Annotated in this window: 8 protein-coding genes and 2 pseudogenes; 4 read left to right on the top strand and 6 right to left on the bottom strand. The window is 60.0% G+C overall.

Annotated features, from left to right (window positions below; translation table 11 throughout):
• Positions 1–157 precede the first annotated feature (157 nt).
• The 5 genes and pseudogenes from tpiA to HWY05_RS25970 all read right to left on the bottom strand — a co-directional run.
• Positions 158–1,009 carry a triose-phosphate isomerase gene (tpiA, locus tag HWY05_RS25990; RefSeq protein ID WP_208459112.1) on the bottom strand — a complete coding sequence of 284 codons (852 nt, stop codon included), beginning with the start codon at positions 1,007–1,009 and terminating at the stop codon, positions 158–160.
• A gap of 122 nt (positions 1,010–1,131) precedes the next feature.
• Positions 1,132–1,758: a histidine phosphatase family protein gene (locus HWY05_RS25985; protein WP_176060075.1), complete on the bottom strand. Its 627-nt coding sequence runs from the start codon at positions 1,756–1,758 to the stop codon at positions 1,132–1,134.
• Positions 1,755–2,614, bottom strand: a pseudogene (locus HWY05_RS25980) (class I fructose-bisphosphate aldolase). Before HWY05_RS25980 ends, HWY05_RS25985 begins: the two are co-directional and overlap by 4 nt.
• 215 nt (positions 2,615–2,829) lie before the next feature.
• Entirely contained in the window at positions 2,830–3,054 is a 225-nt protein-coding gene (locus HWY05_RS25975) for a hypothetical protein (RefSeq protein WP_176060074.1), read from the bottom strand.
• 191 nt (positions 3,055–3,245) lie between these two features.
• Positions 3,246–3,356, bottom strand: a pseudogene (locus HWY05_RS25970) (ornithine carbamoyltransferase subunit F); the annotation flags it as partial.
• A gap of 412 nt (positions 3,357–3,768) precedes the next feature.
• On the opposite strand from HWY05_RS25970, the gene HWY05_RS25965 reads away from it, so the two are divergent.
• From HWY05_RS25965 to HWY05_RS25950, 4 genes are all read left to right on the top strand, one after another.
• Positions 3,769–6,135, top strand: coding sequence for an Orn/Lys/Arg decarboxylase N-terminal domain-containing protein (locus HWY05_RS25965; protein WP_176060073.1), 2,367 nt, complete (start codon positions 3,769–3,771; stop codon positions 6,133–6,135).
• 114 nt (positions 6,136–6,249) lie between these two features.
• Positions 6,250–8,547, top strand: a complete 2,298-nt coding sequence (locus tag HWY05_RS25960; RefSeq protein WP_176060072.1) for an Orn/Lys/Arg decarboxylase N-terminal domain-containing protein — start codon at positions 6,250–6,252, stop codon at positions 8,545–8,547.
• A 46-nt stretch (positions 8,548–8,593) separates the two neighbouring features.
• Complete coding sequence (locus HWY05_RS25955) at positions 8,594–10,075, top strand: amino acid permease (protein WP_035553108.1); 1,482 nt, start codon at positions 8,594–8,596, stop codon at positions 10,073–10,075.
• Positions 10,076–10,175: 100 nt separating this feature from the next.
• Positions 10,176–10,993 (top strand): IS5 family transposase gene (locus HWY05_RS25950; protein ID WP_244146698.1). Its coding sequence is split into 2 segments (ribosomal slippage): positions 10,176–10,524 and positions 10,524–10,993, totalling 819 coding nucleotides; the frame shifts between segments, so codons are not numbered across the junction.
• Between the two features lie 684 nt (positions 10,994–11,677).
• Here the strand turns inward: HWY05_RS25950 and ftsH are convergent.
• A complete protein-coding gene (ftsH, locus tag HWY05_RS25945; protein WP_176060071.1) occupies positions 11,678–13,408 on the bottom strand; it encodes an ATP-dependent zinc metalloprotease FtsH in 1,731 nt (576 codons plus the stop codon).
• Between the last annotated feature and the right edge of the window lie 295 nt (positions 13,409–13,703).

The raw sequence follows: 13,703 nt of genomic DNA, 5'->3' as shown, positions 1-13,703 counted from the left end.
CGCTACACCATCGGACGGTAGCGCCGTAACCCGAACCGGTGCTAGCGGACTACAGCCGTGCATGGTCGAGGCCGGCATCGCACTCTTGACAAGATGCTATGCGCTCTCGGCGTTGTGTTCTGTCCAGTACCGGACACTTCGTCGCGGCAGGATGCGTTCAAGGGCAGTGTGGAACACCGTCAATAATCTCGAGGAAATCTGCGGCCCTCAGGCTTGCACCACCAATCAGCGCGCCGTTGACCTCTGGAAGTGCGAGAATCGCCCGTGCGTTGGCGGGTTTGACGGAGCCGCCGTAAAGGATGCGTACCTCCTTCCCTTGCTCGCCCAGGTGCTCGACCAGACACCGTCGGATGTGCGCGTGCATCTCCGTGATCTGCGACGCTGTCGGCACCTGGCCGCTTCCAATCGCCCAGAGCGGCTCATACGCGACTGCATTGTGGAGCGAGACCATATGCTGAGGCACGCTACCCGAAATCTGAGTCCCGCATACAGATAGTGCGAGCCCCCCCTCGCGTTGCGATTTAGTCTCGCCGACACAAACAATTGTTAGGAGCCCGGCGCGCCATGCAGCTTTAGCTTTCTCTGCCACCATCGCATCGGTCTCCCCATGACCCCGCCGCCGCTCCGAATGTCCCACGATGACGGTACTCGCGCCCGCGTCTTTGAGCATCTCGGCGCTAATATCCCCTGTGAACGCCCCCGAAATCTTGCTATGGCAATTCTGTCCTCCAATTGCCATGCGCCCAGCCACCTGCTCTGCCGCGCGTGCGATTAACGTGGCCGGCGGGCAAATCAGAATGTCCGCGTGTGGAGGCGTCGCGCTCACCGATGCTGCAACAGTATCGATCTCGACCAGTTGTGACAGAAGACCATTCATCTTCCAGTTTCCGGCAATCAAAGCGCGCATGTCTTCCTCACATTGGCTGGTTGACCACCCATCACGCTGCGGCTGGCTCACTGACTCGAAACCGCCATCGCCTTGTTTACAATCAGCCGGACTTTCAATCAATCAGTCATCCTGGTGTCGCAAGGTCGAATCACAGACTTCGTGATCGCCTGAAACCAAAGGGGACTCGCTGCAGTTGCCGTAGCTTCGCAAACGTACGCGGCGCGAGTGATCCTGGTCGCAAATCACACGATCGAGGTATGCTCCTGAGGGTCAAACCAGAATCGCGACGACGTGGCATTCCACAGTTCGATGACGCGAATATCGGGATGGCTGGGCTCATGACCGAGAATGCTTACCGACGCCGGATGCAACGGGAAATGCTGCCCATCCATCAATGGGAGCCCGATCCATCGGGCTGCGATGACTGCGCCAAACTGGCCATGCGTAAAGAGCGCGATGTTGCCGTGCATCGAGCACAGACGTGTGATCAGGCTGTCGGCGCGCGCAGAGACTTCTGTGGGCGCTTCACCGACTGGAACTCCGTCCCGCCAAACATTCCAGTCTGGGCGCATCTTCCTGATGTCGGAGGACCGCCAGCCTTCGTAGTCGCCATAGTCCCACTCCGCCAGATCAGCTTCAATCTCGCTCGCCTGCCCGAGGCCGGCCAGCTCGCAAGTCTGCCGGGCACGCAGTCGCGGACTGACGAATACACGTCCGAACCGGATCTTCCTCAGAAGCGGCGCGAGTTCACGCGCCCCGTTCTCGCCGTCTGCAGTCAAGGGGAGATCAGTGCGTCCGGTGTGCTGCCCGCTGATAGACCAGGCGGTCTCGCCATGCCGAACTAGATACGCCTGCAGTAATTGGCTCATGACGCCTCCATCACTGCGCTATATTCGCCGCGGAGCGCGGCGTGATTGCACCGCGCACGATGCAACAATGCTTCCTGGGCCGCGCCCCGATTCGCCACCGCGGCTGGCACAGTTCGCTGCAGGCATAGAACTGTGGCATCTGCCACGTCGCCCAATGTCTCCTGTATCGCACAGGCTAAGCCGGGAAGAACCATATTTGGCTTCAGTATCATCCCCTCCAGCATCACGCCTTGCGAGTTGAGTTCGTTGAACACGTTGCGCAGCAACTGCTCTGTGACCTCGCCGCATCGATACAGGGAATGAGAGCCGTCCATCAGCACCTCGGGTTCCACGACGGGTACCAGGCCAGCTTCCTGGCAAAGAGCAGCATAGCGAGCCAGCGCGTGGGGGTTGACATCCATGCACCCCCGGCTCGGAACGCCTTCGGCTACGGTTATAACTGCCCGCCAATTGGCAGACCGGGCGCCCATCTCGGCATATTCACGTAGGCGCTCGCGCAATCCATCGAGGCCTTCTGCGATTCTTTCCCCGGGATGCCCCGCCATGTCCTTCGCACCTAGGTCAACCTTGATACCGGGAATGATGCCCGCATCGATTGCGACGTCCAGGAGGGGGTGCCGTGAGTCTTGCGCTGACGTACGGTCTCGTCGTACAGAATCACGCCGCTCACGCACATTGCAAGACCCGGTGTGATCAGAAGCAACTCACGATATGCGCGCCGCACCCCTTCGGTCTGCGGGATCCCCAATCCGAAAAATCGCCTGTTGCAGGTTGACGTGCTTTCATCCATCGCAAGCAGGCCCTTGTGGCCGGCGACAAAAGCATTTGCGGTGTCCACGACTTCTTGTGCCTTCATCTGATCCTGCTCCACATCGATTACCGGACGTCCGGGACCTCGCGGCAAACCGTACGCCGGCAGATGCACATCGCAAAGCCCAGCACACAAGCATGACGGTCATGCGCGATCTGGTGCCGGCTCGATCCAATAGCGACTAACTGAGAAAAGTCCTAGTCGACCGGCCTGATAACGGACTCGGGTTGTTCCAGGCCAGCGGAGCCCTCACACGCATATTAATGAGGATGAGGAATCTCGAGGCAACGGTCGATGTCGGAATGATAGCTGCGTGCGACGTGTGAGCGACAGGCTCGGAAACTACTCGGCACCTCCTCCATCGTCATCAAATTAGCGGAGGCGCGGTGGCCCGCAAGCCGGTTGCCCAGCTCCAGTCCGATCATGCCCTCAGTTTCCGCATCCAGCAGGTCGAGAGGAAAGCGCTCAACTTCAGGCGCGGCCATGCCTTACGACGCGAGCAGCCCAACTTGTGACCGATTACCGTGGACAATCACGAGATTGCCTCCGGTCGCTGCCTTCGACAGTTGTGTGGCGGCAGGCAGAATGTGTTTTTGTGTCGCGCGTAGGCGCTCGCTCGCCACGTCTGAGCAGTACATTCCCCCAGGGGCCACAACGATGAGCATCGTCATCTCCTCTATCCGGCAAGCGTCGCGACAAGAATCGCCTTGATCGTATGCAGCCGGTTTTCGGCCTGCTCGAATACCATCGACGCGTCGGACTCGAACACTTCGTTCGTTACCTCGACCCCACCCGCGAAGTCCTACTGATCCGCGATCGAGAAGGTGCGACCGAAGCGTAAGCCGGATCGACAGGTGTCTAACCGACGGCCATTCGTGTTACTCCAAATCATAGGATCGCCCACGCGGAAGCAACAGGTTCGGAAATTACTCAGATGTGTCGAAATCCATCTCTTCCGGCGACGCCGGAATGGACCTGATGAGAAAAGCGATGCGCGCGTTCAAGGATCTATCGAGCCGACACGCCGGACAAAGTCGAGCCGGGCTCTCCATTCGTCCGCTACCGGACAGACGAGAAGCGACTGACCGGATTAAAGGTGCAACAGATCGGCCAATTAAGTCCTCGCGAACGCTTCGCCATTCCATCCTGTCTACAGCCGCGCTTTGGCAGACCAATCCAATTTCCCGGAGATCTCCGATATGGCAGTCCCCTACAACCAGCTATTCCATGTTCTGCTGTACAGCCCGGTCTTCGCGACAGCGCCCCAAAGCAACGAGGCCCGTCTGATGCAGGGGCTCCTCGACGCCTTGTCCGGCTATGACTTCCGCACTGACGTCTGCCCCACCGTCAGCGGCGCGAAAGTAGCCGCTGAAAGCGATATGGCAATCGGCTGCTTCCTGCTCGCCATCGACGGTCCCAACGAGCTTGAGGTACAGGATCTGGTCAACACTATCCGGCAGGATCGCGGACTGGACACGCCGATTTACCTTGTCAGTGAATTGAACGGCGTCGAATCGCTATCGCTCGCGCCGCTCGGCGAGGTGACGGGCTACATCTATCTCGACAATGAAACGCCCGGCTTCACGGCGAAGAAGGTGATTTTCGCGCTTGAGCGCTATGCGGCGAGCCTTAAACCGCCATTCTTCGGCGCCTTGATGGACTACGACTACGAAGGCAACCAGATGTGGACTTGCCCCGGCCACCAGGGCGGCACGTTCTACCGCCGCAGCCCTGCCGGGCGACTGTTTGTCGAGCATCTGGGCGATGCAGTCTTCCGTAACGATATTGATAACTCCGTGCCCGAGCTCGGCGATCTGCTCACCCACGTGGGGGCGGCACTGGCCGCCGAGAAAGAGGCCGCAAAGGTCTTCGGTGCCGAGCGCACCTATTTCATCCTCAACGGCACCTCGACATCAAACAAGGTCGTCACGGCCGCCTTACTCAAGCGCGGTGATCTCGTCCTGTTCGACCGCAACAATCACAAGTCCAACCACCATGGCGCACTCCTCCTTGCCGGTGCGATTCCCATCTATGTAGAGACCGACCGGAATCCGCAGGGGTTGATTGGCCCGATCGACTACGAGGCCCTGGACGAAACCAGGTTGCGCGAGCAGATTCGCACGCACCCGCTCATCACGGACAAGGAAGCGTGGCTGCGCGAGCGGCCATTTCGGCTCGCAATCATCGAGCAGTGCAGCTATGACGGGACGATCTACAACGCCACGAGCCTCATCGAACGTATCGGCCACCTGTGCGACTACGTCCATTTCGACGAGGCGTGGGCGGGTTTCATGAAGTTCCACCCGCTGTTCGCGGGGCACTTTGCCATGGGCATCGAACATCTCGACGCAAGGAGCCCTGGAATCGTTGCGTGCCAGTCAACCCACAAACAGCTCGCCGGATTTTCGCAGGCCTCGCAGATCCACATCAAGGATCAACACATCAAGGGGCAGTCACGACGCACGGAACACCGGCGCTTTAACGAGATGTTCATGCTGCATTGTTCGACCTCACCGTTCTATCCGTTGTTTGCGAGTCTCGATGTCGACGCCCACATGCACAAGGGACGAAATGGACTGGTGCTTTGGGACGACGCGATACGGATCGGCATCGAGACCCGCAAGAAGCTGCGTGTACTCAAGTCAAGGTTCATAGACGCGTCAACGGATGAACGTACTGCATGGTTCTTCGATCCGTTCGTGCCCGATGTCGTGACCCTTGTGGGTTCGAATGTGAGCCCCGATCTCGAGAGCGTACCGTGGGAGGAAATCCCAACCGATGTGCTGGCGCGCGAGCAGGCCTGCTGGGCACTCGCGCCCGGGGCTCGCTGGCACGGTTTCCGCCATGCCGCGCCCAACTGGGCGATCACCGATCCCAACAAGCTGACACTGATCACCCCCGGATTCGATCGGCAGACCGGCAAGTACAGCAAGTTCGGCATACCCGCCACGCTGCTCGCCGCGTACCTTCGGGAGCACAACATCGTGGCGGAGAAGTGCGATCTCACCAGCATCCTGTTCCTGCTGACACCGGCGGTCGAACCTGGCAAGAGCGCTTCCCTGATCTCTCATCTGGTCGGTTTCAAGGCGCTATACGACAGGGACGCTCCGCTTGAGGAGGTTTTGCCGACGACGCTTACGCGTTATCCGGCACGCTATGGCAGCTACTCCCTCCAGCGGCTATGCGATGAGATGCACCAGTTCTATCGCGAACACAACGTCACTGAACTGCAGCGCCTGTGTTTTCGCAGCGAGCACTTCCCGGAACAGGCGATGTCGGTACAGCAGGCCACCGAGGCGTTCGTGGGAAATCGGGTCGACTATCTGCCGCTCGCTCAGTGTAAAGGCCGGATCGCGGCTGTGCTGGCGCTGATCTACCCGCCAGGCATCGGCATTGTCGTGCCCGGCGAGCGCTTTGACGAGCGCTCGCAGCCAATGCTCGACTACTTCCTCGTCTTCGAGGAGGCGTTCAACCGCTTTCCCGGATTTGAGTTTGAAGTGCAGGGTGTCTACGCCGACGATGTCGACGGGAAGATCGTGCTCCACACCTACGTCGTCAAGGAATAGGCATGCGCCCTCGATGCACACGCGGCCCGCAATCTCCCAACACCTCGTCCACTGTTCAGGAAACACCCGCAGGCCGGAATTCGCCGCACGTCGTTCAACGCAGAAGGAGCGTACATGCATGATGTCCCTGGAATCCTGTTCGACCGCCGCGTGCTGGTGGTTCATAACGGAATCGATGAGGTAAGCGCCGCCGGCCGCGCGACTGCCGCGTTGGTGCAGGATCTGCGAGAGCGCGGCATCGGTGTCATCGACGCCGTGTCACAACGCGAAGCCGAAGCGCAGATTTCCACCCATGCGCTGCTGCAGGCGGTGCTGGTCGACTGGGAACTGGTTGGTGCGCCCGAGCATGGAGGGGCACGCAGTGTTATCGCCGCCGTGCGCGGGCGCGCCGCGCAACTGCCGGTATTCCTGCTTGCTTCCAGCGGCTCACTTGCGCAGGTGACTGCCGGTATCCTCGAGCAGGTCAACGACTATATCTGGCTGTTCGAGGATACCCCCGACTTCGTCGGCGGGCGCGTGGCTGCCGCGATCGATCGCTATCGGGCAACGTTGTTGCCACCAATGTTCAAGGCACTGGCTGCCTTTGCCGGCACCTACGAGTACTCATGGCACACGCCTGGGCACAGCGGCGGCACGGCCTTCCTGAAACATCCGGCCGGTCGCGCGTTTTTCGAGTTTTTCGGCGAAGAACTGTTCCGCTCCGATCTGTCGATTTCGGTCGGCGAACTGGGTTCGCTCCTCGACCACTCAGGTCCGATCGGCGAAGCCGAGCGTAATGCTGCACGCATATTCGGTGCGGATCGCACCTATTTCGTCACCAACGGCTCGTCCACTTCGAACCGGGTGATCCTGATGGCCAGCGTAACGCGAGACCAGATCGCCCTGTGCGACCGCAATTGCCACAAGTCGGTCGAGCACGCGATGACACTCTCCGGCGCAATCCCGACCTACCTGATGCCTTCGCGAAACTACCTTGGCCTGATCGGACCGATTCCGTCACAGCGACTCAGCCCGGCGGCGGTCCGCGAGAGCATTGCAGCCAATGCCCTCGTCACGAAGAACATCGATGGCAAGCCAATCCACGCGGTGGTCACGAACTCCACCTACGATGGCCTTTGCTACGACGTGGAGCGTGTCGTAGCGCTGCTCGGAGAATCCGTGGACCGGCTGCATTTCGACGAAGCCTGGTATGGCTATGCGCGCTTCAATCCCCTCTACGCCAGGCGCTTCGCGATGCATGGCAGTCCTGATGCGTCGTCTGGTTCCCGTCCAACGCTTTTTGCGACCCAGTCGACCCACAAGCTGCTGGCGGCGCTGTCGCAGGCATCCTACATTCACGTGCGCAACGGACGTCGTCCGATCGACCACGAGCGCTTCAATCTCGCGTTCATGATGCATGCGTCGACCTCGCCGCAATACGCGATCATCGCCTCGAATGACATTGCCGCAGCGATGATGGATGGCCCCTCGGGTGAAGCGCTGACCGGCGAGTCAATCCGCGAGGCCGTGGCGTTCCGGCAGACCCTGGCCCGGCTTCACGCCGAATTCCAGGCCCGGGGCAGCTGGTTCTTCAATGCCTGGCAACCGGACACGGTTACTGACGCCGAGTCCGGGAAGACGACACCGTTCCACGACGCCGATCCGGAAAGGCTCGCACGAAACCCTGACGCATGGGTTTTGCATCCAGGTGAATCGTGGCATGGGTTTGCCGATCTCGAGGACGGGTACTGCATGCTGGACCCGATCAAGGTTTCGGTCGTTACGCCCGGCATGGAACGTGATGGCACGTTGGCGGCGGAAGGAATTCCGGCCTCGTTGCTCGCCGCCTACCTTGATGCGCAGGGCATCGTCGTGGAGAAGACCACGGACTTTACCAGCCTGTTCCTGTTCTCGATGGGTATCACACGAGGGAAGTGGGGCACGCTCATCAACGCCCTGCTTGGATTTCATCGAGACATGCTCGCGAACACCCCGCTTATCCGGGCCATCCCGTCTCTCGTGACGTCCCACCCCGATCACTACAGCACCCTCGGACTCGCGGACCTCGCAACCACATTGTTCGCAGCGGTGAAAAACTGCCGGACCACCGAGCTTCTGTACGCGAGCTTCGGTACGTTGCCCGCACCGGTCCTGTCCCCGGTGCAGGCTTACGAGCGTGTCGTTAATGGCGATGTCGAATCGCTGACGCTCGACCAGATGGCGGGCCGCACCGTCGCGACCGGTGTGGTCCCGTATCCGCCGGGAATCCCACTGATGATGCCCGGCGAAAACGCCGGCGACGCGCAGGGTCCGTTGCTCGGCTATCTCAAGGCGCTCGAGGCGTTCGACGCCGAAATGCCAGGCTTTACCCACGACATACATGGCGTCGAGGTCGAAGCCTGGCGGTACCGGATTTTATGCGTGAAGCAGTGAGGGCCGCTACGGTCTTCCACTCCCGCTCGGCTCGAAAGGAACAATCATGACTGACTCGCAAGCGACTTCGAAGGACAACAAGAAGCTGGGACTGATCGCAATGACGATGCTGGTCGTCAGTGCCATGGTCGGCGGCGGTGTATTTAACCTGCCGCAAAACATGGCGCAGTTCGCCTCGCTGGGGGCCGTTCTCATCGCGTGGCTCGTGTCAGGACTCGGCATCTTCTTTCTGGCCCGAACCCTCCAGGTGCTGGCAGACATCAAGCCGGAACTGACTTCGGGGATCTACATGTACTCGCGTACCGGCTTCGGCAAGTACGCGGGGTTCCAGATCGCCTGGGGGTACTGGCTGTCGTCGGCCTTCGGCAACGTTGGCTTCGGCGTGCTGCTGATGGACACGCTTAATGCATTCTTCCCGCCATATTTCAAGGGTGGCAATACATGGCAGGCGGTCATCGTGGCCTCGGTCCTCTTCTGGATCATGAACTGGCTGGTGCTGCGCGGCATCAAGGGCGCAGCGGCACTCAACATCATCGGCACGGTTGCCAAGTTCATCCCAATCGCATTTTTCATTCTGATCGTCGCGTTCTCGATGAAGGCCGGACTGTTTGGCAGCGACTTCTGGGGCCATGTGAGCGCAGCGCCGCCCGCAGGCAAGCCTCTTGGCAGCCTCCTCGCCCAGGTGAAAAGCACAATGCTGGTCACGCTGTGGGTCTTCATCGGGATCGAAGGTGCGGTGGTGATGTCTGACCGGTCCGACGCGAAGACCGTCAGCCGTGCAACGCTGCTGGGCTTCCTTTCCGTCACCGCAATCTACGTTCTCGTCTCGGTCCTGCCGTTCGGCGTTATGTCGCAGGCAAAGCTCGCCGCAATTTCACCGCCTGCGATGGCAGCAATCCTTGGCTCGCTGCTCGGCAAGTGGGCCGAATACTTCGTCAACGCAGGCGTCATCATTTCGGTTTTATCCTGCTGGCTCGTATGGACCATCCTCGTCGCGGAGTTGCCGTGGGCCGGAGCCAGGGATGGATCCTATCCAAAGGTGTTCGCCACGACCAACAAAAACGATGCGGCGTCGGTCTCCCTATGGGTATCCAGTGCGGTGATGCAGGCGATGATGCTCCTCGTCTACTTCTCGAACAACGCCTGGAACGTCATGCTCTCGATCACCGGCGTCATGATTCTGCCCGCGTACATCGGATCAACTGGATATCTGTGGAAGTTGATGGCAACGGGACAGTACCCTCCGACGGCGAAGATCGGTAAGCCGATGGCGCTGGTCTCCAGTGTCCTGGGCACAATCTACGGCCTGTGGCTAGTGTATGCCGCCGGCTTGCAGTACATGCTTGTCGGTGCGGTGTTCTTCGCGCTGGGCAACCTGGTGTTCATCTGGGCCCGCAAGGAACACGCGCCGCACGAGTTTCCGTTTAACAGGATCGAGCTGATCGTGGCCGTAGGAATCGTGGCATTGGGGGTCCTCGCGCTGTGGATGCTTTTCACTGATCATCTAACGCAGGTCTATAAACCCTGACGTGCCTCCTAAGAGACCATTTCAAAAAGACCCCGAAGGGGCTGTTAACCTTTTCGGCAAGCGGTTAACCTTGGCCATCTGAACAACAGGAACCAAAGGGATGGGCACGCCGATCATTGATGACGAACTGTGGGAATTGATCGAACCTTTGCTGCCGCCGCCAAAGCCGCGACGCAAGAAATATCCCGGCCGCCGTCCTGTTTCGAACCGGGCGGCACTGAACGGCATCCTGTTCGTGTTAAAGACCGGGATACGTTGGTGCGACCTGTCGATCAAGTTGGGATTTGGTTCGGGCCCGACCTGCTGGCGTCGCTTGCGCGACTGGCAAAAGGCCGGCGTCTGGGACCGGCTGCACGAACTGCTGCTCGCGAAGTTACGCGAGGCTGGCCAGCTCGATTTCTCACGCGCAGCCGTCGATTCATCGTCGGTGCGAGCCGTCGGGGCGGGCGAAAAACTGGCCCGAACCCCACGGATCGCTCGCGACCCGGTTCCAAGCACCACATCCTCGTCGACGCAAACGGCGTCCCCGTCACCGCGATCCTGACTGGCGCCAACCGCAACGATGTCACGCAGTTGCTGCCGCTTGTCGACGCGATCCCGCCGATTCGCGGCGTGCGTGGCCGACCGCTTCAGAAACCCAGAGTCATTTACGCCGATCGTGGCTACGACTCCGAGCCACATCGCCAGACACTTCGCGAACGCGGCATCAAGCCGGTGATCGCCAGGCGCCGCACAGAGCACGGCAGTGGCCTGGGAAAATTCCGCTGGGTGGTCGAACGTACTCATGCGTGGCTCCACAACTTCCGTCGTCTTCGCATTCGCTTCGAACGTCGGGCCGATATTTACGACGCATTCCTCAAACTCGGTTGCTCCCTCGTCTGCTGGAACATCTTCAGGCGTACGGAGCAGTCTTTTTGAAACGGTCTCTAACAAGGCCCCATGCCCAGGCCAAAACGCAGAGTTAATCTCTAGCGTGAGTATTTTGCCCGGAAAGGTCGTCACAAACGCTATCGCATCGGTCTAAACAGATTTCATTGGGGTGATTTGATGAAGCCACTTAAAAGACACAAAAAGCTCGGCTGGGCGCATTGCTGGACCAGCAGGAAGCAGCGGCGCGTTCTACGCTGGATCGCGCAGGAGGCCAACGCAACGGCGAGCCGCGTGACGAACCCGCAATTCCGGACAGCGGTGATGCTGACCGAGCCTACGCCGAGCAGGTAATTGATAGAGACCTCGCTCTGGCGGAACATTCAGCCCATGAACTGGAGAGCGTCGCGAAAGCACGGGGCCGCCTCGGCGCGAACACCTACGGTGTCTGTGTCGGATGTTGCGCGGATATTGCCTTCGAGCGACTGATTGTATGTCCGACCGCAACACGGTGCGAGCGCTGGCAGACCCTGTACGAGCACACACATAAAGGGCTCTCACATCCGTCCATGTAAGGCAGCAATCCGCACTCCATATGGGGCACTGTACGACCGGATTTAACGGTCGGACCATGCCCCCCTTCGCGCGTGGTGAGAATCTGGGATGACTGCGATGGCTAGAAGGTATTGCCTTTTGGGCAACAATTACGCCCCGGCGTATCCGTCGCATGCTGTGTCAGCATTGTTCCACCGAGCTCGAGAATATTTCAACGCCAATCTCTCGATGCTCCGGCAACCTGGCCGTCAGCAGCACCCCGATCTCCTCACCAGAGAGCGACTCCCGCTCAAGCAACGCGTGGGCGAACAGTCTGAGCTGATCGATATGGTCGTTCAGGATCAGGCGCGCCCTTGCCCGCCCTCCTTCGGTGACACGCCGAACCTCCATGTCGATAGCCAGGGCGGTAGCTGGAGACACGTCGGCGGCAGCACCTGAAAACGTCTCCTGCCGACTTTCACAATACACTGGCCCAAGTGTTTCGCTGAACCCGAACTCGGTCACCATGCGCCGCGCCAGCAGCGTCGCCTGGCGGATGTCATCACTGGCGCCAGTGGTGACCTCGTCTGCGCCGTAAATCAGTTCTTCGGCGACGCGCCCACCGAACATCATTGCGATCTTCGACTCGAGCTCCCTCCTGGAGAAGGAGTGCCGATCCCGCTCCGGCAACGACATGGTGACGCCTAGAGCACGCCCCCGTGGCACGATGCTGACCTTATGGAGCGGATCATGTCCCGGCGAGTGGAACGCGACCAGTGCATGCCCCGCTTCGTGATAGGCCGTCATTTCCCGCTCTTCTTTGGTGAGTGTCAGCGAGCGCCGCTCCGCGCCCATCAGAACCCTATCTCTGGCGTGCTCGAAGTCGGTTCCCGTTACGTGCGGGCGATCGCAGCGAGCGGCCAGCAGCGCAGCTTCGTTGACAAGATGGGCGAGATCAGCACCCGAGAATCCAGGCGTGCCGCGCGCGAGGGTCAAGGCAGTGACATCAGGCCCGAGGGGTACCTTGCGCATATGTACCTTGAGAATTTTCTCGCGCCCCAGCACGTCCGGGTATGAAACCGTCACCTGACGATCGAACCGACCGGGCCGGAGCAGCGCCGGGTCCAGCACATCCGGCCGATTGGTCGCAGCGATCACGATGACGTCTTCGTTGGCTTCGAACCCGTCCATCTCGACCAGAAGCTGGTTCACTGTCTGCTCGCGCTCGTCGTTACCCGTGCCCACGCCCCGGTGGCGGCCAACGGCATCAATCTCGTCGATGAAAATGATGCAGGGTGCGTTCTTCTTGCCCTCGCTGAACATATCGCGTACCCGCGCCGCGCCTACGCCGACGTACATCTCGACGAAATCCGATCCGGAGATGGTAAAGAACGGCACACCCGCTTCACCAGCGACAGCGCGCGCCAACAGCGTCTTGCCGGTGCCCGGTGGCCCGACCAGCAGCACGCCCTTGGGCACCCTTCCGCCAAGTCGCTGGTATTTCGCCGGGTTCTTGAGGTATTGAACGATCTCTGACAGTTCCTCCTCTGCTTCTTCGATTCCGGCAACATCGGCGAACGTGATACGGTGCGAAGTCTGAGTCAACAAACGCGCCCGGGAATGACCAAAGGAAGTATTAACACCGCCACCGCGCGTCGCCCCTCGCCGCATCAACAGAATCGTGCCCGCGATAACCAGGCCCAAAGATAGCAAAGTCGTTAGAAGACCGTTCGATATCCAGCCGTCGTCATCTGATGCGATAGTTACGCGTACGTGGTGACTGACGAGACTCGCAATCACGCCGGCGTCACCAGGAACGATTACACGAAATCTGGTGCCATCCTTGAGTGCTCCGTAGGCGACGTGACCCGCGACGGTCACGTCGGCCACCTCGGCCCGGTCTATGTGAGACAGGAAATCCGAATAGACCATTACGATCGCCGCCCCCCCTTGTACCCTTGGCGCAGGGACTCCAGCATCTTGTGCCGTGCCCGTGGCCGTCGTTGCCTCTGATGCGACGTCTTTCGAATCCGATTGCGCGTAGGCGGAGCCGTCTAGTATCGATACCGCAGCGATCATCCCAATTGCGAGTGCGCTGCCCAGGCTGCATTTTCGCATCAGTCTCACTCCCTCTACATGCGCTCGGAAACCATCAAGAATGGCGAAAAGCCGCGATGACAGCAAAGCAGTTTAATAAGTTGGTTCACCCACCTCGTGGGTGTCGTAC

Origin of the sequence: Paraburkholderia sp. BCC1876 (assembly GCF_902833695.1) — a bacterium.
GTDB lineage: Bacteria > Pseudomonadota > Gammaproteobacteria > Burkholderiales > Burkholderiaceae > Paraburkholderia.
The sequence above is the reverse complement of the archived record's forward strand: the minus strand, read 5'-3'. Positions and strand labels throughout refer to the sequence as shown.